This is a genomic window from Luteibacter sp. 621, from assembly GCF_050435445.1.
Lineage (GTDB): Bacteria > Pseudomonadota > Gammaproteobacteria > Xanthomonadales > Rhodanobacteraceae > Luteibacter.
Window position 1 is genome coordinate 118,758 of the sequence record NZ_JBNDKI010000012.1, and the last position, 20,273, is coordinate 139,030.

17 protein-coding genes are annotated in these 20,273 nt (G+C 63.0%); 11 read left to right on the plus strand and 6 right to left on the minus strand.

Features of this window, described 5'->3' with window-relative positions; all coding sequences use genetic code 11:
• Position 1 precedes the first annotated feature (1 nt).
• Positions 2-502, plus strand: a complete 501-nt coding sequence (locus ABIE56_RS14265) for a type II toxin-antitoxin system VapC family toxin (protein ID WP_429244451.1) — start codon at positions 2-4, stop codon at positions 500-502.
• Between the two features lie 176 nt (positions 503-678).
• On the opposite strand, the gene mnmE is transcribed toward ABIE56_RS14265, so the two are convergent.
• The 4 genes from mnmE to rpmH all read right to left on the minus strand — a co-directional run bounded on the left by mnmE (position 679) and on the right by rpmH (position 4,319).
• Entirely contained in the window at positions 679-2,022 is a 1,344-nt protein-coding gene (gene mnmE / locus ABIE56_RS14270; RefSeq protein ID WP_429244452.1) for a tRNA uridine-5-carboxymethylaminomethyl(34) synthesis GTPase MnmE, read from the minus strand.
• Positions 2,023-2,028: 6 nt separating this feature from the next.
• On the minus strand, positions 2,029-3,723 hold the full coding sequence (yidC, locus tag ABIE56_RS14275) for a membrane protein insertase YidC (protein ID WP_429244453.1): 1,695 nt from the start codon (positions 3,721-3,723) through the stop codon (positions 2,029-2,031).
• Positions 3,724-3,789: 66 nt separating this feature from the next.
• Positions 3,790-4,155, minus strand: coding sequence for a ribonuclease P protein component (rnpA, locus tag ABIE56_RS14280; RefSeq protein ID WP_429244454.1), 366 nt, complete (start codon positions 4,153-4,155; stop codon positions 3,790-3,792).
• A 29-nt stretch (positions 4,156-4,184) separates the two neighbouring features.
• Positions 4,185-4,319, minus strand: a complete 135-nt coding sequence (gene rpmH / locus ABIE56_RS14285) for a 50S ribosomal protein L34 (protein ID WP_008211413.1) — start codon at positions 4,317-4,319, stop codon at positions 4,185-4,187.
• A gap of 195 nt (positions 4,320-4,514) precedes the next feature.
• On the opposite strand from rpmH, the gene dnaA reads away from it, so the two are divergent.
• From dnaA to ABIE56_RS14330, 9 genes are all read left to right on the plus strand, one after another.
• Complete coding sequence (gene dnaA, locus ABIE56_RS14290; protein WP_429244455.1) at positions 4,515-5,891, plus strand: chromosomal replication initiator protein DnaA; 1,377 nt, start codon at positions 4,515-4,517, stop codon at positions 5,889-5,891.
• Between the two features lie 213 nt (positions 5,892-6,104).
• A complete protein-coding gene (gene dnaN / locus ABIE56_RS14295; RefSeq protein ID WP_429244456.1) occupies positions 6,105-7,205 on the plus strand; it encodes a DNA polymerase III subunit beta in 1,101 nt (366 codons plus the stop codon).
• An 89-nt stretch (positions 7,206-7,294) separates the two neighbouring features.
• The gene (gene recF, locus ABIE56_RS14300; protein ID WP_429244457.1) at positions 7,295-8,374 is read left to right on the plus strand and encodes a DNA replication/repair protein RecF; all 1,080 of its coding nucleotides are present in this window, start codon (positions 7,295-7,297) and stop codon (positions 8,372-8,374) included.
• A 67-nt stretch (positions 8,375-8,441) separates the two neighbouring features.
• Complete coding sequence (gene gyrB / locus ABIE56_RS14305) at positions 8,442-10,883, plus strand: DNA topoisomerase (ATP-hydrolyzing) subunit B (protein ID WP_429244458.1); 2,442 nt, start codon at positions 8,442-8,444, stop codon at positions 10,881-10,883.
• 287 nt (positions 10,884-11,170) lie between these two features.
• On the plus strand, positions 11,171-12,469 hold the full coding sequence (locus ABIE56_RS14310) for a tetratricopeptide repeat protein (protein WP_429244459.1): 1,299 nt from the start codon (positions 11,171-11,173) through the stop codon (positions 12,467-12,469).
• 306 nt (positions 12,470-12,775) lie between these two features.
• Positions 12,776-13,324, plus strand: coding sequence for an energy transducer TonB (locus ABIE56_RS14315; protein ID WP_429244460.1), 549 nt, complete (start codon positions 12,776-12,778; stop codon positions 13,322-13,324).
• A gap of 54 nt (positions 13,325-13,378) precedes the next feature.
• Positions 13,379-14,125, plus strand: coding sequence for a MotA/TolQ/ExbB proton channel family protein (locus tag ABIE56_RS14320; protein WP_247431295.1), 747 nt, complete (start codon positions 13,379-13,381; stop codon positions 14,123-14,125).
• A gap of 20 nt (positions 14,126-14,145) precedes the next feature.
• Entirely contained in the window at positions 14,146-14,559 is a 414-nt protein-coding gene (locus tag ABIE56_RS14325; protein ID WP_247431298.1) for an ExbD/TolR family protein, read from the plus strand.
• Positions 14,560-14,564: 5 nt separating this feature from the next.
• Entirely contained in the window at positions 14,565-14,972 is a 408-nt protein-coding gene (locus ABIE56_RS14330) for an ExbD/TolR family protein (RefSeq protein WP_247431301.1), read from the plus strand.
• A 143-nt stretch (positions 14,973-15,115) separates the two neighbouring features.
• Here the strand turns inward: ABIE56_RS14330 and ABIE56_RS14335 are convergent, their stop codons facing one another.
• Positions 15,116-15,859 carry a pyridoxine 5'-phosphate synthase gene (locus tag ABIE56_RS14335; RefSeq protein WP_429244461.1) on the minus strand — a complete coding sequence of 248 codons (744 nt, stop codon included), beginning with the start codon at positions 15,857-15,859 and terminating at the stop codon, positions 15,116-15,118.
• A 141-nt stretch (positions 15,860-16,000) separates the two neighbouring features.
• Positions 16,001-16,624 (minus strand): 4'-phosphopantetheinyl transferase family protein, encoded by a 624-nt coding sequence (locus ABIE56_RS14340; RefSeq protein WP_429244462.1) that lies wholly within the window; start codon positions 16,622-16,624, stop codon positions 16,001-16,003.
• A 45-nt stretch (positions 16,625-16,669) separates the two neighbouring features.
• On the opposite strand from ABIE56_RS14340, the gene ABIE56_RS14345 reads away from it, so the two are divergent.
• Positions 16,670-20,149, plus strand: a complete 3,480-nt coding sequence (locus ABIE56_RS14345) for a hybrid sensor histidine kinase/response regulator (RefSeq protein ID WP_429244463.1) — start codon at positions 16,670-16,672, stop codon at positions 20,147-20,149.
• Positions 20,150-20,273 lie beyond the last annotated feature (124 nt).

Below are 20,273 nucleotides of genomic sequence, written 5' to 3' on the forward strand. Positions count from 1 at the left end.
CGTGATCATTCTGGATACGAATGTTCTGTCAGAGCTCACTCGCGAGAAGCCAGACGAGCGTGTTCTGGCATGGGTGCAGGCACAGCGCTCGAGCGACCTTGTTACGACATCCATCACGAAGGCCGAGATATTCTATGGTCTCGAAAACATGGACAGCGGGAAGAAGAGGGACGCCATTACCAACAAGACAGAACGCCTGTTTTCGAAGCATTTCCGCGGGAAGGTTCTCCCGTTCGACGATGGGGCGTCGCGCTGCTATGCGCGAATCGGTGCAGCGGCCACCAAGATAGGATTCTGTCCGGGACGAATGGATACCATGATTGCCTCGATAGCTATTATGACGAAGGCGCGCGTAGCCACTCGAAACGAGAAAGACTTCGTACAGTTTCCGCTTGAGGTGGTGAATCCTTGGGCGATCGCCGTTCCCGTTCCGAACGCAGAAAATAGCGCGTCGTTGGCTACTAATTCGTCTCGGTGCGGATCGATAGTAGTCGATGGCTGAAGCAATGGAAATTACGGACACCGAACTCATCAACGAGCTCGAGAAACTTGGTCACGCCTTTGATCTTGATCGCGATCTCGTTGCAACAGAGATACTGAGGAATTTCTTCCGTCCGAAGTACAAATATTCCCTTATGAATGACTTTCGAAGCCATCTGGGTCTACTCGAGTAGCGGCTTATTTTCCAATGCAGAACGAGCTAAAGATCGCACCGAGCAGATCGTCCGACGAGTAGGTGCCAGTAATTTCACCGAGCGCTTGCTGCGCATGTCGCAACTCCTCGGCAGCCAACTCACCTGCGTGCGCCCCATCCAACGCTTCTGCCGTTCGTTCTAGATGGGCTTCGACCTGTTCAAGCGCTACGACGTGGCGACGACGAGCGCTAAACGCGCCCTCTCCTGCTCCCGCAGTAGCCAGACGGCGGAGCATGTCGCGCAACTCGTCAAGGCCTTCGCCCGTACGGGCCGATAGCCACAAGGTGTCCACACCATCGCCCCTCTTGCGGCGCGCTCGTGTGCCGTGCAGATCGATTTTGTTCACAACCACAATGTGCGCCGAGTGGTTTGGCGTGCCTTCGAAGAAAGCTTGATCGCTTTCCACGTTCCCCTCATCTGTCACAAGGATCGCCACATCGCAGCGCTCAAGCTGCGCACGTGCACGGCGTATACCTTCGCGTTCGACGATGTCGTCGGAGTCACGCAGGCCTGCCGTGTCGGAAAGCTCAAGGGTGACGCCGTCGAGAGTGATCGCTTCGCGAAGCACATCGCGCGTCGTGCCGGCGATGTCGGTAACGATGGCGCGTTCTGCTCCCGCCAGGGCGTTCATGAGGCTGGACTTGCCCGCGTTGGGACGACCGATGATGGCGACGGAGATACCGTCGTTCAGGCGAACGCCACGGCGTGTCTCGACAAGCAGCGCATCCAGGTTCGCGCGCAGGGCGGCGAGCTGTTCGCCGATCACGGGATCGGCGAGGAAGTCGATCTCTTCCTCGGGGAAATCAATCGCCGCTTCGATGTGCACGCGTAAGGCGATCAGCTCGGCGAGAAGGTCATCCACACGCGCGGAAAACACGCCTTCCATCGATCGCAACGCCGCGCGCGCGCCGGCTTCCGACGTCGCACTGACGACATCGGCGACCGCTTCGGCCTGCGCGAGATCGAGCTTGCCGTTGAGAAATGCGCGTTCGGTGAATTCGCCAGGTCGCGCGAGGCGTGCACCGAGCGAGATGCATCGGCGGAGCAGGGCATCGAGCAATACCGCGCTGCCATGGCCTTGTAATTCGAGCACGTGCTCGCCCGTATAGGAGGCTGGCCCGGGGAAGTAGAGCAGGATGCCGCGGTCGATCAGCTCAGCTTGCGCATCACGGAACGCAGCGAAGTGTGCGTAACGAGGCTTCGGCGCACGGCCGAGCATGCTCGCGGCAATCGCCGGGACGAGGGGCCCAGACACACGAACGGCGCCGACTCCCGCCGCGCCTGCGCCGGTGGCGATGGCTGCGATGGTGTCGGCGCCGTGGGTCATCGTGGCTTACGCCGTTTTGGCCTTTTCGTGCGCCCGGTCGACGCTACGGTTGATGTACCACTGCTGGAGCAGGCTGGTCGCACCGTTCACCGTCCAGTAGAGCACCAGGCCCGACGGGAAGAAGGCGAAGAAGACGCCGAAGATCAGCGGCATCACCTTCATCATCTTGGCCTGGGTCGGATCCATGCCGGCGGTAGGCATCATGCGCTGGGTGAGCAGCGTGACCAGGAAGTACAGCACCGGCAGAACGTAGAACGGATCCGGCGCGGAGAGATCGTGGATCCAGCCGAAGAACGGCGCGTGGCGCAGCTCGATCGACTCGGACAGCACGCGGAGCAGGCCGATGAAGATCGGGAAGGTGATCAGGATGGGCAGGCAGCCTGCCATCGGGTTCACCTTCTCCTTCTTATACAGCTCCATCATGGCCTGCTGCATCTTCATGCGGTCGTCGCCGTACCGCTCCTTCAGTGCCTGCACGCGCGGCTGGAGCTTGCGCATGCGGGCGCCCGAACGGAACTGGGCATCGGTGAGCTTGTACAGCGCGGCCTTGATCAGCAACACCAGCAGGATGATCGCGACACCCCAGTTACCGCTGATGGCGTGCAACTGCGAAAGCAGCCAGTGCAGCGGCGTGGCGATGATCTTCAGCCAACCGTAGTTGGCCGTGAGGTCAAGGCCCGGCGCGATCGCATCGAGCGTGCCCTGCAGGCGCGGACCCACATACAGGCGCGCCACGCTATCGACGGCCTGGCCCGGCGCGACCGACAGCGCGGGGCCGAAGGCACGCACGAGGTAGCGCGGCGTCGCAGAGTTCGGATCGACGATGCTGCTGCTATAGGTGACGTTCTCGTCGGCCGGCGGAATCCAGGCAACGAGGAAGTAGTGCTGCAGCATGCTGATCCAGCCGCCGGTGATGGCGCGGTTCAGCGGATTCTTCTGGAAATCGGGGAACAGCATCGATTCGAACTTCGTATCGGGGCTGTACCAGCCGGCGCCGAAGAAGCTGTGCTGGGCCGGGTCGGTGTATGACTTGAACCAGCTGACCTTCTCAGCCGGTGCGCGCTGTAGCTGCTGGTAGGCGTTACCCGTCCAGGTGGCCTGCGAGCCGTTGTCGATGCGCTGGTCAAGGTCAACCACGTAATCCATGCGCTTCAACGTGTAGCGCTTGGTGACCTTCACACCCGAGGGGTCGGTCCAGGTCAGGTCGAGGCTGACGGACTTCTCGCCGTCGGCGAGCACGGCCTGGGTCTTCTCGGCGTGGAAGAGGGCGCGGTGGTCCGGCGCGGCACCCGTGTTGCTGACCAGGCCATCCTGCGCGGCGAAGAAGGTCTTCGCATCGTCATCAAGGAGGCGCACCGGCGGCGGGGTCGGATCCTTACGGGTAACCGGCTGGTTCGGGTAGTAGAGGAGCTCCGAACGGATGACGCTGCCGCCACGGGTATCGATGGTCAGGCGCAGCACATCGTTCTGCAGGGTGACCAGCTCGGCCTTGCCGGCAGGCGCTGCGGCGGTATCGGCCGGAACGTTGGCCGTGCCGGCCGCACCGGGGACGCTGCCATCGGCGGCAGGCTTGCCATCGACCTGGGCGGCGGCGGGAGCGGCAGGTGCCGGCTTCGGGCCGTAATCCTGCTCCCACTGTGTCCACAGCACGTACGCCACGAACATGAGCGCAAAGAAGAGAAGCGTACGCGTTTGATTCATTAGCTTAAGCCAGATCCGTTAGGCACCGCGGCCGATATAAGGACGGGAAGGCGGGCGGGAAAGAGGTCAACGCGCGATTGTGCCGTCGGCACCCTCGCGCTTCAACGGCTTGATGCGACGGAGGAGGGTATCGAGCTCCGCGAGAAGGGCGGCACCGGGTACCTCGACCGCGCTGTCGCGGGCCATGACGAGGATATCGACGGGCGGCAGATCGGGCCGGGCGCGGCGAAACGCCTCACGCGCAAGGCGCTTGATCCGGTTGCGGTCGACGGCGCGCTTGGAACAGCGCTTGGAGATCGCCAGGCCAAGCCGGGCGGTACCTGCCGCATTATTTCCGAAGCGCAAAAGAAAACAGCGGCCGCCGAGGCGACCGCTGACATTTCGCAAGGCTGCGAAGTCGGCGGCGCGGCGTAGCCGCGCATCGCGCGGCAAGGCTGCGGCTCGCACGACCGGCGAACCGATTACGGGATCAGGCGCTTGCGACCCTTCGCGCGGCGCGCGTTCAGGATCTTGCGGCCGTCGGCCGTGGCCATGCGAGCACGGAAACCGTGGGTGCGCGCGCGCTTGAGCTTGCTGGGCTGGAAAGTACGCTTCATGGCGCTTACATCCGGGTGAAGATTGAAGTTGGCCTGCAAGTATGCGTGACAATCCCGAAGGATGTCAACTGGTTGGCAAGCGGATGACAGCAGGTGCCGGGCGGGGCGTACACCGAGGGAGGGGTGGAAGGCTGGTAGACTTCATCGTCCACCCCGCGCGCAAGCGCCCCTTTACGCTGTGGCAAAGAATACCCGATGAGTGATCTCTGGAGGCGCTGTCTCGAGCGTCTTGATGGCGAATTGAGCCCCGAAGACGTCCATACCTGGCTCATGCCCTTGCAGGCCAGGGAGGACGGCACGGGCCTGTACCTGTACGCCCCGAACCCGTATTCGCTTGATACGGTGCGCAACCAGTTCCTGGTTCGGATCGAAGCGATCATCGAACACCTGGCCGGCCACCCCCTGCCCGTGCGTCTGGAGGTGGGTTCCCACGGCGGCCGCCCGGCACCTGCGCGACCGGCCTCGTCGGTGGCGGCCAGCACACCTGCGCCGGCCCATGCGCACGCCCCCGCGCCCGCCATGCATATGCCATCCGCACCGGAGCCGCCACACCAGCACAACCTGGATCCGCACTACACGTTCGAAACGTTCGTGGAGGGCAAATCCAACCAGCTGGGCAAGGCCGCGGCCATGCAGGTCGCGATGAACCCTGGCCGCGCGTACAACCCACTCCTTCTCTATGGCGGTACGGGCCTGGGTAAGACGCATCTTATGCATGCCGCCGGCAACCTGCTGTTGCAGAACAATCCCGAGGCGAAGGTGCTCTACCTGCGCTCGGAGCAGTTCGTCAGCGGCATGGTGAAAGCGCTGCAGCAGAAGAACATGGATGACTTCAAGCGCCGCTTCCGCTCGGTGGATGCGCTGCTGATCGACGATATCCAGTTCTTCGCCGGCAAGGACACGACGCAGGAAGAGTTCTTCCATACGTTCAATGCGCTGTTCGAAGCCAAGCAGCAGATCATCCTTACCTGCGACCGCTACCCGAAGGAACTGGACAAGCTTGAGCCGCGATTGAAATCGCGCCTGGGTTGGGGGTTGTCGGTAGCGATCGAGCCACCGGATTTCGAGACGCGCGCCGCCATTCTCCTTTCCAAGGCGGCGGACAAGGACATGGCATTGTCGGAAGACGTGGCGATGCTGCTCGCGCGCCGCATCCGCTCGAACGTGCGTGACCTGGAAGGCGCACTCAACACGCTTGCGGCGCGTGCGAACTTCTACCGCCGCGACATCACCACCGATTTCGCGGAAGAAACGCTGCGCGACCTGCTCAATACCCACGCGCAGGCCGTGACCGTGCCCAACATCCAGAAGACGGTGGCCGATTACTACCAGGTACGCCTGTCCGATCTGCTCTCCAAGCGCCGTGTGCGCTCCCTGGCGCGCCCGCGCCAGGTGGCCATGGCCTTGTCCAAGGAACTGACCGAACACAGCCTGCCGGAGATTGGCGAGGCATTTGGCGGCCGTGACCACACCACGGTGCTCCACGCGTGCCGGACGATCCGCGGTTTCTGTGAGAAAGATGTGCGTATGCGCCAGGATTGGGAACAGCTGATCCGTATCTTGACGGGCTGAGAACCTGTGGATAATAGGTGGGTGACCTGAGGACGGTTTCAGGCCTCAAAGTTATCCACAACGAGCCCACACGAAACCGTCGCTTCAAGCCAGTTGATATAAAGCCGTAGGTAACTGAAAAGTAAGATGAAATCGGACTTTTCAAGATATCCACCGGCCTAACTACTACCACTATAAAATCTTTAAAACCTTAAAAGCAGGAGTAGGGGACGCATGCAATTCAGCATCCAGAGGGAAGTACTGCTCAAACCCCTGCAGCAAGTCGTGGGCGTCGTTGAGCGTCGCCAGACGCTTCCCGTGTTGGCGAACCTCCTGGTGCGCGCCTCCGGTAGCGAGGTGAAATTCACCGGCACCGACCTCGAAGTTGAGATGGTCGCGACCACTGACGCCGACGCCGTGCAGGAAGGCGAGATCACCATTCCCGCACGCAAGCTGTTCGACATCGTTCGTGCGTTGCCCGATGGCGCGAAGATCGACCTGAAGCTCAATGGCGACCGTATTGCGCTCAACGCCGGCCGTAGCCGTTTCACGCTGGCCACGCTGCCGGCCTCTGAGTTCCCGACCATCGACGAAATCGAGCTGGTCGAGCGGGTGACGCTGCCGGAAGAAGTGCTGCGCGACCTGATGGAACGCACCGCGTTCGCCATGGCGAACCAGGATGTCCGTTATTACCTCAACGGCATGCTGCTCGATTTGCAGGAACACACGCTGCGCTGCGTAGCCACCGATGGCCATCGCCTGGCCCTCAAGGAAACGCGTCTCGAGAGCTCCGTGTCGGCACGCCGGCAGATCATCATTCCCCGCAAGGGCGTGAATGAGCTGATCGGCCTGTTCGAATCGGGTGAGGGCACGGTGGAGCTCGAGTTTGGCCGCAACCACCTGCGCGTTCGCCGCGGTGGTGTGCAGTTCACCTCGAAGCTGATCGACGGCCGTTTCCCGGACTACGAAGCGGTGATTCCGCTCGGCGCCGACAAGACCGCCACGATCGAGCGCGACGTGCTGCGCAGCGCCCTGCAGCGCGCCGCGATCCTCTCCAACGAGAAGTACCGCGGCGTGAAGCTGGAACTGCAGCCGGGCCACATCAAGATCGTCGCCCACAACCCGGAGCAGGAAGAAGCCCAGGAAGAAGTGGAAGCCGAGACCGGAGTCAGCGACCTGGCCGTGGGCTTCAACGTGGGCTACCTGCTGGATGCGCTTGGGGCACTGCGTGGCGAGAAGGTTCGTCTCAACCTGCGCGATGCACAGTCCAGCTGCCTGCTGCAGGAAGAGGGCAACGATGAAGCTCGCCACGTGGTGATGCCGCTTCGCCTCTGACGGCCCAACGCTGTAAAGTTCGGCCCACGACGCCGGGGATGTCTTCGACACCCCGGCGTTGTTCGTTCTGGCACGGGTAAAGGCGGGGAATGAAGTTCGAGTCGTTGCGAATCGCGGGTCTGCGTTGCCTGGAAGGCGTGTCGATTACGCCTGCGCCCGGCATCAGCGTTTTCGTGGGTGCTAACGGCGCTGGCAAGACGAGCGTTCTCGAGGCCGCCTATCTGCTCTCCCACGGTCGCTCGTTTCGAGCGGGTTCGCGGGATGTGCTGCTGAAGCGGGGTGCTTCGGCTCTCTCGGTGTTCGCAGAGGTGAGTTCTGCCGACGGGCGTGCGAGGCGTCTCGGCTTGGGCAGGGAGGGCGCCCGTTGGCAGGCGCGGGTCGATGGCGATGCCGTGTCACTCGGTGCATTGGTCCAGGAGTGCGCAGTGGTCTGTTTCGAACCTGGCTCGCATGATTTGATCGCTGGAGGCTCGGAGGAGCGGCGGCAGTTCCTCGACTGGGGTTTGTTCCACGTGGAACATGGCTTCGTGAATCAGTGGCGCAGGTATCAGCGGGCACTCAAACAGCGGAATGCCTTGCTACGCAGCGGTGGGCCTCTGAATCCGGGTCTCATCGAGCCCTGGGAATCCGAGCTGTCCTCGTCCGGCGAAGGCCTCTCCGCCTACCGCAAAGCTTATTTGGACCGTTTGCTTCCCCATATCCAGGCTTTCATGGGAAACGTGCTCCCAGAGCTGGGCGAGTTCACCATCCGCTACAAGCCAGGCTGGGACGAGACGAGTGACCTCGCTACGACACTATTTGAACGCAGGGGGCGCGATCTGGCTCGGGGACACACGACTGCTGGGCCGCACCGCGCTGACTTTTCTGTCGCTTTCGAGCACGCGCCGTTGCGGGAGCACCTATCCCGCGGCCAGGAGAAGCTTTGCGCCCTGGCATGCCTGCTCGGCCAGGCGTCGCTGCACGCCGAGATACGCGGCGAGTGGCCCGTGGTCTGCCTCGACGACCTTGCTTCTGAGCTGGACCGTACCCATCAAGAGTGGGTGGTCGCTCAATTGATGGGCCGCGATGTCCAGGTGCTGGTGACCGGTACCGAGGTTCCGCACGCTCTTTCCGACCAACCCGTCACTGTGTTCCACGTGGAACAGGGTGCCGTGACGGCTTTGCTATAATCGACCTACTGTCCTGGCGCCGCGTCCTTCGCGCGCCGGGGCCTCCTGCGTCATTACCAGGCCTCGCATGAACGAACCTCTCGATCCGACCAACTCGAACGCCTACGACTCCGGCAGCATCAAGGTCCTGAAGGGCCTGGAAGCGGTGCGTAAGCGCCCCGGCATGTACATCGGCGATACCGATGACGGCACCGGTCTGCACCACATGGTGTTCGAGGTGGTCGACAACGCCATCGACGAAGCCCTGGCGGGTTTCTGCGACTACGTGACGGTCACGATCCATCAGGACGATACGGTGAGCGTGGCCGACAACGGCCGCGGCATCCCGGTCGATACCCACCCGGAAGAGGGCAGGTCCACGGCCGAAGTGGTCATGACCGTGCTGCATGCCGGCGGTAAGTTCGACGCCAACTCCTACAAGGTGTCCGGCGGCCTGCACGGCGTGGGCGTCTCGGTCGTCAATGCGCTCAGCGAGAAGCTGTGGCTGACGATCTGGCGTGATGGCAAGGAATGGAACCAGCAGTACGCGCATGGTGAGCCGCTCGCTCCCATCGCCGCCACGCAGGACACCTCGCGCCGCGGCACGATGGTGCGCTTCCTCCCCAGCAAGCTCACCTTCACCAACAACACCGAGTTCCACTACGACATTCTCGCCAAGCGCCTCCGCGAGCTGGCGTTCCTGAACTCGGGCGTCACGATCGAACTGGTGGACGAGCGTAACGAGCGCAAGGACATCTTTGCCTACGAGGGCGGCATCAAGTCCTTCGTGCAGCACCTGGCGCAGCTGAAGACGGCCCTGCATCCCACGGTCATCAGCTTCAGCTCGTTCTCCGAGGGCATCACCGTCGAACTGGCCATGCAGTGGACGGATGCGTACCAGGAAACGATGTTCTGCTTCACGAATAACATTCCGCAGCGTGACGGCGGCACCCACCTCACGGGCTTCCGTGCGGCGCTGACCCGCACCCTGCAGAACTACATCGAGAAGGAAGGCATCGCCAAGAACGCCAAGGTCGCGCTTTCCGGCGACGACATGCGCGAAGGCGTCATCGCGGTTCTCTCGGTGAAGGTGCCCGATCCGAAGTTCTCCTCGCAGACCAAGGACAAGCTGGTTTCCAGCGAGGTGAAGACGGCGGTGGAGCAGGTCGTCAACGACAAGCTTGCCGAGTTCCTGCTCGAGAACCCGAACGAAGCCAAGGCCATCGCCTCCAAGGCCGTCGACGCGGCTCGCGCTCGCGAGGCCGCCCGCAAGGCGCGCGAGATGACCCGCCGCAAGGGGGCGCTGGATATTGCCGGCCTGCCGGGCAAGCTCGCCGATTGCCAGGAAAAGGATCCGGCCCTGTCCGAACTGTTCCTGGTCGAGGGTGATTCCGCAGGTGGCTCCGCCAAGCAGGGCCGCAACCGCCGCACGCAGGCCGTGCTGCCGCTGAAGGGCAAGATCCTCAACGTCGAGAAAGCTCGCTTCGACAAGATGATCTCCTCCGCCGAAGTCGGCACGCTGATCACCGCGCTTGGCACCGGCATCGGCAAGGACGAGTACAACCCGGACAAGCTGCGCTACCACCGCATCATCATCATGACCGACGCGGACGTGGATGGCTCGCACATCCGCACGCTGCTGCTCACCTTCTTCTACCGGCAGATGCCGGAGCTGATCGAGCGCGGCCACGTCTACATTGGCCTGCCGCCGCTGTACAAGGTGAAGCAGGGCAAGCAGGAGCTGTACATCAAGGACGACAGCGTCCTGAACGACTTCCTGATTTCGAGCGCGGTCGACAATGCGTCGCTCGAGCCGGAAGAGGGTGCGCCGGGCATCGGCGGCGAAGCGCTCGAAAAGCTGCTGCGCGACTACCAGACCGCGCTCGACCAGATCGAACGCATGTCGCACCGGTTCGATACCTCGGTCCTCACCGCGATGATCGAGCACACGCCGCTGGACGAAGGCTTCTGGAAGGACGCTGGTGCCATGCAGGGCTGGCTCGACGGCATCGCCAAGCGCCTTAGCGCGAGCGGTCTCGGCAAGCCCACGTACGCGCTGCGCTTCCGCCCAGCATTGAACGAGCAGGGTGCCGCGGTAGAAGTGGAGCGGATGCAGCATGGCCTGAGCCACACCTGGATCATGCCGCAGGTGTTCTTCGGCGGTAGCGACTACCGCGCGATCGCCACCATCTCGACCCAACTCGCCGAGCTCAGCCTGAAGCCTGGTGCGGTCGTCCGTCGTGGCAACGGCTCGCGCGGCGTCACCAGCTTCGCCGATGTACGCAACTGGCTGCTCGATGAGGCCAAGAAGGGCCGCACCATCCAGCGATTCAAGGGCCTGGGCGAAATGAACCCCGAGCAGCTGTGGGAGACCACGGTGAACCCGGAAACGCGCCGCATGCTCCAGGTGGGCATCGAGGACGCGGTGGCCGCCGACCAGATGTTCTCCATGCTCATGGGTGAAGCCGTCGAGCCGCGTCGCGACTTCATCGAGTCCAATGCGCTGAAGGTTGCCAACCTGGATATCTGATTCGATCCAGAGACATGGCGAAAACCGTCGAAACGCCCGGCCGTCGAAAGACCGCCGGGCGTTTTTTTGCTCGCAACGTTCGCCCGCGTAGGGTGGATCGAAAATGGATTTTCAAGGGCCAAAAATCACCCTAAATCGGTCAGCGCCAACATTCTTCTAACAAGTCATTGTTTTGACTCTTGTTTTTTGTGGCGCTGCGACTTGTTCTTAGGAATCAAATCAGGGTAACCTCTGTAGTCCCCCGGAGCACCGCCGTGTGCGACGACTCCTTCAACCGAGGTCAGTCAATGAAACAGGGTTTCTTCAACAAGATGGCGCTCGCTACGGCGATCGCACTTTCCCTCACCAGCGCCGTTGTCGTTGCTAAAGACAAGCCGGCCGATGCCAAGAAGGAAGTGCTGTACCCGAATGCCACTCGTCAGGAACCCAAGCTCGACCTGAAGAGCGAGAAGGACCAGAAGGCCATCAACGAGGGCCTCGATGCCGCCAATAACGGCGACAACGACAAGGCCGTGCAGCTGCTCACTCCGCTGGCCGATGGTTCGGGCACGAGCAGCAAGTACGCCCAGGCGCTCGCACTGCAGGGCCTTGCCAACATCAAGTACAACGCTGGCGACGTGAAGGGCGCCATCGTGCAGCTGAAGCAGGCGCTCGATATCGGCGTCCTGCCGAACGACACCTACTTCCAGCTGAAGTACATGTACACCCAGTTTCTCGTTGCCGATGAGCAATACGCCCCGGCTCTTCAGTCGCTGCATGAGTGGCGCGACCAGGGCAAGAAGGAAACCGCGGATTCGTACGGCCTCGAGGGCAACATCGATTACCGTCTCGAGAAGTACCCGGAAGCCATCGCCGCGCTGACCAAGGCGAAGTCGATGCCGGATGCCAAGCCGCAGGCGTCGTGGGACCAGATCCTGATGGCCAGCTACTCGGAGACCGGCCAGGGCGACAAGGCCGCCGCCATGGCGTCGGATGAGCTGCAGAAGAACCCGAACGACTCCACGGCGCTGAACAACGCGTCCTCGGCCCTCATCCAGGCACAGAAGTACCCGGAAGCCATCGCCCTGATGGAGAAGGCGCATGCCGCCGGCGCCATCAAGGACGAGAAGCAGTACGTGAACTTCGCCAAGATCTACCTGATCGACGGCCAGGAAAACGAAGCGCGCCAGAAGGGCAACGCCGTCAAGGCGGCCGCCATCATCAAGGAAGGCATGGACAAGGGTGTGGTCCAGAAGACGGGCGACAACTACAACCTGCTGGCCGACTCCTACATCACCGCGGACGACATGAACGGCGCGACCAACGCGCTGAACGAAGCCGTCAAGGTGGCGACCAACGGCGAGCCGGCACTCAAGCTCGCCCGGGTCAACCTCCAGGAAAACAAATACGCCGCTGCCGAAAAGGCTGCGACGGACGCCATCAGCAAGGGCGTGCAGCATAAGGGCCAGGCCTATATGGTGCGCGCGGAAGCCAAGCGTGGTCAGAAGAACAAGCAGGGTGCTATCGCGGACATGAAGCTCGCGGCCCAGGACCCTGAAACCTCTGCCAAGGCCAACGCCTGGTTGAAAACCGCAGGTAATCAGTAAGGCCTTGTAAAGTGCCGGAAGGGGGTCTTGTGGCTTGCCATAAATCTTCCCTTCAGGCGCTATACAAACGCCATATGCTGGTGTAACTTGCATATTTTCCGCTTGCAAAAACCCGCGTTCAGGCAATGTGTAACGCCGAGCGCCGGGAAGCAGCGGGCTCACTTCCGCTTGATTAGCTCTTGATAGTGACTGATGGCCTCAAGTAACGAATCAACCGGCCAAGCGCCGTTCAGTTGGGGGCGCACAAGTGCGTTGGCTGTTGCCATCGCGCTGCACTCGTTCGCTTTCCTCCTGCTGGTAGCGCCCATGGCGCCGCCTAAGCAGGCAGAAAAGAAAACGGATAAGGTGGTCCAGGTCGACTTTATCGAACCGCCGCCGCCGCCCCCGCCTCCCCCGCCGCCGCCGCCGGAACCCCCCAAGCAGCCGCCGCCGAAAATTATTCAGCAGGTGAAACCGCCACCGACACCGCCGCCGCCGGCTCCGCCGCCGCCGGCAGTTGAAGAGGCGAGCACGAATGCCGTTCCGGCACCGCCTCCGGCGCCTCCCGCGCCTCCGGCACCGCCGGCGGATATCGCGCCTAGCGAAAATCTGTCGTACCGTCAGCGCAACCCGCCAAAGTACCCGCCGCAGGCGGTTCGCCAGCGGCATGAAGGTACGGTGGTACTTCTGGTCCTCGTGGCTGTCGACGGTACGCCGAAAGACATCCAGATCGACCAGTCGAGCGGTTTCCGCGAACTGGACAAGGCAGCGCAGGATGCGGCCAGGAACTGGCGATTCAACCCGGGCAAGCGAGGCGGTCAGGCCGTCGAAGGCTATGCACGTGTCCCCGTTACGTTCAACCTAAACCAGCTGTAAGCCCCCACGGCTTATAACTTTTAAGTTCACGCTTGACTTCCCAAGGGTAGCGTTATGTTGCAAGACACCTCCGCTCAGCCTGCTTCGCCAGGTAACTCCAATGCCGATGCCCTGAAGCAGATGGGCTTCGACCACCTCATTCACAACTTCGACTTCCTCGGTTGGATTGTGTTCGTGGTGCTGGTCGCGATGTCCGTGCTCTCGTGGTACTTCATCGTCGCCAACTTCATCCGTAACAGCCTGGTGCGTTCGCGCGCCGACAAGGTGATCCAGGGCTTCTGGAACACCGCGTCGACCCAGGAAGCCATCCGCATGCTCGAAGAGCAGCCGAAGGGCGAACCGTTCTCGAAGATCGCACTCGACGCCGCTTCGGCCGTTGCGCATCACCAGGCAGCTGCCGGTGGTCGCCTCGCCGAGACCCTGTCGCGTTCGGAGTTCATCGACCGCGCCCTGCGCCAGGCCGTGGCTCGCGAGAGCCTGCGCCTCGAAGGCGGCCTGACCCTGCTCGCCACGGTCGGTTCGTCGGCCCCGTTCATCGGTCTGCTCGGTACGGTGTGGGGTATTTACCACGCGCTGATCGGCATCGCCGCTTCGGGTTCGGCTTCGATGGATAAGGTCGCAGGTCCGGTGGGTGAAGCTCTGATCATGACCGCGTTCGGTCTGTTCACCGCTATCCCGGCCGTGCTCGCGTACAACTTCTTCATGCGCTCGAACCGCCTGACCTACGCCCAGTTCGACGAATTCGCGCATGACCTGCACGACTTCTTCGCCACCGGCGCCCGTGTCGAAGGCACGAAGTAATCCGCGAGAGGAATTGACCCATGGCTATGAGCAGCGGGGGCAACTCCGGTGGGCCGATGTCGGAAATCAACGTCACGCCGCTAGTCGACGTGATGCTGGTTCTCCTGATCATCTTCATGATCACGGCACCGCTGATGTCCCATAAGGTCCAGATCGATCTGCCGAAGGCTAATCCGAACGTTAAGGATGACACCCCGGTGGAGCCGATGGATCTCGCGGTCAAGCCGGACGGTACGTACTTCCTCAATGACAACGAAGTCACTGAGGCTGAGTTGAAGCAGCAGTTCGCAATCAGTGCCGCCAAATCCCCGCAGCCGGAACTTCAGATCCGTGCTGATCGCACCACCGAGTACAAGGTGGTGAAGAAGATCCTTGGCGACGCCAAGGAAGCGGGCATGGTCCACGTCGGCTTCATGTCGACTGGCAAGGAGTAACGAACATGGCTTTCAGCTCTGGTAACTCTGGTGGCCCGATGTCGGACATCAACGTCACGCCGCTCGTCGACGTGATGCTGGTGCTCCTGATCATCTTCATGATCACGGCTCCGATGCTGTCGCATAAGATCAAGATCGATCTGCCGCAGCCGAATCCGAACATCGTCAACCCAGAAAATCCGCCGGATCCGATCCGTCTGCAGATTCGCCAGGATGGCTCGCTGTACTGGAACGACACGCCGGTCGACGAACTGGGCCTTCGCGCCCAGATCGCGGTGGTCGCCCAGCAGTCGAACCAGCCGGAACTGCAGATCGATGCGGACGATTCGGTTCAGTACGAGGTCGTGGCTCGCGTGCTTTCTGACGCGAAGGGCCAGGGCCTGACCAAGATCGGCTTCGTTAACGCGCAGTAACCGATCTGGTCTGTCCGGTAAGACTAAAAACCCCGCCTCACGGCGGGGTTTTTTTATGTGCGTCGTAGTGTGGATTGCGGTCACCGCACGGCCACGAATCCTGCGCAGATCATTTGTAGGAGCGCGCTTGCGCGCGATAGCTATTACTTCAGGATATCGAGGTAAGCACGAACGGTAGTGGCGAGCCCTTGGTAAAGCGCCTCACCAATCAAGGCATGCCCGATCGATACTTCGGCAAGGCCCGGAATCGCGGCCTTGAACGTACCCAGGTTCGCCTGGCTGAGGTCGTGCCCCGCATTAACCGCCAGCCCCGCCTGCTGTGCACGACGAGCCGTGTCGGCAAAGGCTGCGAGCTCGGCGCGCGCATCGCCATCGTGGAACGCCTGCGCATAAGGCCCGGTGTAGAGTTCGATACGCTCGATGCCGATCGCCTTCGCCTCGGCAAAGCCTTCGCCGCCGGCGTCGACAAACACGCTTACCCGGCAGCCGATTTCGCGAAACGCGGCGACGACAGGCTTGAGCGTTTCGATGTCCTTCGTCAGGTCGAAACCATGATCGGACGTGATCTGGCCATCGCCATCGGGCACCAGCGTGACCTGGTTCGGCTTCACCTCGCGGCACAGCTCAATAAGGCCAGGGTAGGCACCGCGCGCGCCGGCGAACGGATTGCCTTCGATGTTGTATTCCACGCGCCCGCGCAACAAACCAGCCAGCGTTCGCACGTCGGCCGGCGTGACATGGCGCATATCGGGACGGGGGTGGACGGTGAGTCCGCCACAGCCTGCATCGATGCAGGTATTGGCCGCGGTGGCGATATCCGGTTCGTTGCCACCCCGGGAATTGCGCAGCACGGCGATCTTGTTCAGGTTTACGCTGAGTAGGGTCATCGACGGTCCAAAAAAATGCGCACGTCACCAAGCGCGACGTGCGCAATGACTGTCGTCCCAGCATAACGCGCCACATCCCTGTGGCGCACTCCACGGCTCACACACACACGCTAACTTCGACACGCCCAGGGGCGGAAAGGTTCAAAGCGGAAATGTGAAGACGCGAACTGAACGCGGCTCACCGCGCCACGCGACCGAGCCAACCAGCCCCGCTTCCAAGGGCACCTGGGCCACCCGCCAGGCCTCGGCCGGTCCCACGTCGCCATCGAAAGAACGCGGGGCAAGGTACGAGCCATCGGGCGCGAATGCCACGCGATGCAACCCGTACGAAAGGCCACCCCCATGGGCTTTCAAAACGGCCTCCTTGGCCGTCCAAAGCGCGAGGAACGCGCCGAGCACATGCACGTCGCCAAGGCCCTGCAGCCACGCGGTCTCATCGGGGGCGAAGAACCGCCGGGCGAGCTCGATCGCCCTCGCCCGGGGGCGCACCCGTTCCACGTCCACGCCTACTTCAAAGCCGACAGGACCACGCCCCACGGCAAACAGTGCCGTATCCTGGCTGTGCGACCAGCTGAAACCGAGCATGCCGGCGGCACCGGGGAAATGCGGCTTGCCGTGCTCACCCCGAGCCACCTCGGGCGCATCCGGCCCGGCATAGGCGGCAAGCAGTGTCCGGAACGGCGCCGCCTCGGCGGCATCGGTGGACCAGGGCAATCGCCAGACATGGATCTCGGCGTGGGGAAGGTTGGGGACGGCGAAGGGCATTCCCCCATGCTAGCCTGAGCCCGTGTCGGACAGGGACCCCCACTCGTGATTGCAGGCTGGCTCTTGCTGCTGGTGGCCTTGCTGTACGTCGGCCTTTTATTCGGGATCGCGTACCTCGGCGACCGCCGCCCGCTGTACCCTCGCCAGCCGCGCCTGCGCCCGCTGGTGTACAGCCTTGCGCTCGCGGTTTACTGCTCGTCGTGGACCTTCTACGGTGCCGTGGGTACAGCGGCCCGGTCAGGCCTGGCCTATCTGCCGATCTATCTCGGCCCGCTGCTGTTGTTCGTGTTTGGCTTTGGCCTGCTCGAGCGCCTGGTGCTCGTGGCGCGCGAACGCAACATCACCTCGATCGCCGACTTTATCGCCGCGCGTTTTGGCAAGTCGCACGGGCTGGCCGCCCTCGTCGCGATCATCGCGGTGGTGGCGATCATTCCGTACATCGCCCTGCAGTTCAAAGCGGTGGCCATGTCGTTCAGCGTGCTGGGCGATGGCTCGAGCTGGTGGTTCGGTGACACGGCGCTGTGGTGTGCCGCCCTCCTCGCTGTGTTCGCCATCCTGTTCGGCACGCGCAACATCGATGCGACGGAGCACCACCACGGCATGATGCTCGCGGTGGCCGTGGAATCGCTGGTGAAGCTGCTGGCGTTCGTCGGCATCGCGGTGTACGCGTATCTTCACGGCCCGGGGATCGTCGAGACCGTTCGCGCCCCCGTGCAGCAGATCGAACAAGGCAGCATGCCGCCGGGTTTCGTGGCGCAAACCCTGCTCGCGTTCTGCGCCATGTTCTGCTTGCCGCGGCAGTTCCAGATCGGTGTGGTCGAGTGCGAGGACCCGCGCGACCTGCGCAAGGCGCGCTGGCTCTTTCCTATCTACATGGTGCTGATCTCGGTAGGTGTGCTCCCCATCGTTAGTGCCGGGCTGGGCCTGCCGTCGGTCACGGCTCGCCACGTGGATGCGTGGGTGTTGAACCTGCCCATCGCGCTGGGCGACCACGCGATGGCGCTCATCGCCTTCATTGGCGGGTTCTCGGCCGCCACGGGCATGGTCATCGTCGCCGCGGTGGCGCTCGCCACCATGATCAGCAACGACCTGGTGATGCCGGCGTTGCTGCGCATCCGTCGCCTTGGCCTGGAGCAACGCGGCGATGTCTCGCACCTCGTCCTCGCGATCCGGCGCATTGCGATCATCGGCCTGGCCGCGATGGCCTACCTGTACTACCGCGTCATCGCCGACGCCGAGAACCTGGCGGCGACCGGCCTGCTCTCGTTTGCCGCCGTGGCGCAGTTCGCCCCGGCCATCGTCTCCGCCCTCTACTGGCGGGGTGCGAGCCGGGTCGGCGTGTACGTCGGCCTCATCGCTGGCTTCGCGACCTGGGCCTACACCCTGCTCCTGCCAGCTATGACACGCGCCGGCTGGATCGCCAGTGCGTGGGTGGATCATGGCCCGTTCGGGCTCGGCTGGTTAAAGCCCAACGAGCTGTTCCACCTTACCGGTTGGGAGCCGGTTACCCACGGTACGTTCTGGTCGCTGCTGATCAACGTGTCGTGCCTGGTCTTCATCTCCCTGCGCTTCCGGCCGAGCGTCGCGGAACGGTTGCACGCGGCGCTGTTCGTCGACCCGTTCGTGCGCAGCGTCAGTGGCGCCGGCGATTGGCGTGGACGCGTGACAGTGCGCGACCTGGGCACGATCGCCGGACGCATCGTCGGCGACCGGGTCACCCAGCGCGCCTTTCACGAATACGGCCAACGCCACGGCGTGACGCTCTCCCCCACCGATTCCGCCGACCGGCCGCTCATCCAGTTCACCGAGCGCCTGCTGGCGAGCGCCGTCGGTGCGGCGAGTGCGCGGCGTATTCTCATGGGTGCGTTGAGCGGTACGGGTCTCGATATCGCCGAAGCCATGGCGCTCATGGACGAAGCCTCGCAGGAGCTGCGCTTCAACCGCGAACTCCTTTCAACCACGCTGGAAAACGTATCGCAAGGCATCAGCGTGGTGGATGGTGACATGCGCCTGGTCGCGTGGAACCGCCGCTATCTTGAGTTGTTCGACTACCCCGAAGGCATGGTGTACGTGGGCTTGCCCGTCGCCGACCTTATTCGCTGGAATGCGGAGCATGGCGAGTGCGGGCCAGGCGAGGTCGATGAACACGTGGGTAAGCGCATACGTTACATGCGCGCGGGCTCACCGCATCTTTTCCAGCGTGTTCGCCCCGATGGCACGGTGATCGAAATGCGCGGCCGCGCGCTCCCTGGCGGCGGTTTCGTTACTACCTTCACCGACGTCACGGCGTACAAGCACGCTGAGCTCGCACTCATTGAAGCGAACGAAACGCTCGAGCAACGCGTTGCGGATCGCACCGCCGAACTCTCCGAAGCGCTCGATGCGACGGCTATCGCGCGCCGCGAAGCGGAAGCGGCTAACGCATCGAAAACGCGTTTTCTCGCCGCCGCGAGCCACGATTTGTTGCAGCCCCTTAATGCGGCTCGCCTGTTCACGTCCGCGTTGCGTCAACATCCCGGCCTTGATGGCGATGCGACACAGCTCGCCGAACGTATCGACGCATCGTTCCGCGCCGCGGAAGACTTGCTGGACGCACTGCTCGATGTCTCGCGCCTGGATGCCGGCAGCTACCGGCCCGAACTCGCGCCGTTTGCCCTCGCCGACCTGTTCGATTCCTTGCGACAACAGTTCGCCGTCGTCGCCGAACAGCGCGGCCTCACGCTGCACGTTGTTCCGACCACCGTCGCAGTTCGTTCGGATGCTCAGCTGCTCCGCCGCATCGTCGCTAACTTCCTCTCGAACGCGCTGCGTTACACGAGATCCGGTGGTGTCGTACTCGGTGCACGCCGTGACGGAAAAGACATACGCATCGAGGTGTGGGACAGCGGCCCCGGCATCGCGACGGAACAGCAAGCGCGCATCTTCGGCGAGTTCCAACGGATCGACCGGCCATCACCCTGGGGCGAGAAGGGCCTGGGGTTGGGCCTCTCCATCTGCGATCGCCTGTCAGGCATCCTCGGCCACCGGCTCGGCTTGCGCTCGCGTGTTGGCCACGGCAGTTGCTTCAGCATCAGCGTACCGCGCGCGGAAGCCACGGCGCGTAAGCGTGTGGCGGCGGTGGCGCGTCCTGGCGGCGAACAACTGCCGCTCACCGTGCTCTGTCTCGATAACGACGAAACCATCCTCGACGGGATGAAGGCGCTACTGGGCCGTTGGGGTGTGGATTGTCGCGTGGCTACCGATGTCGGGGAGGCACTCGCGATCCTGCGTGATACGCGCGTCGATCTTATCCTCGCCGATTACCATCTGACGGAAGAGATGGACGGCCTTGTCGCCTTGCAGATCATGGGGACGCAAATCTCTCCGATGCCCCCGGCAGCGATGGTCACCGCGGATGGAAGTACGGAGCTGAAGCAGCGTGCGCGAGAGATGGGGTATCCGCTGCTGCACAAGCCGGTGAAGCCTGCGGCGTTGAGGGCGATGCTTGTCGCGCTGGCGAAGCGTACGGGCACCCACGCTGCGTAATACCCTGTAGGAGCGGGGGGGGGGGGGGGGGCGCGCCCCCCCCCCCCCGCCCGGGGGGCTGGTGGTGGTGGTACGCCGGGGTGGGGGTATTTGTAACAAACCACAAGCCTGCCGGCATCGCCCC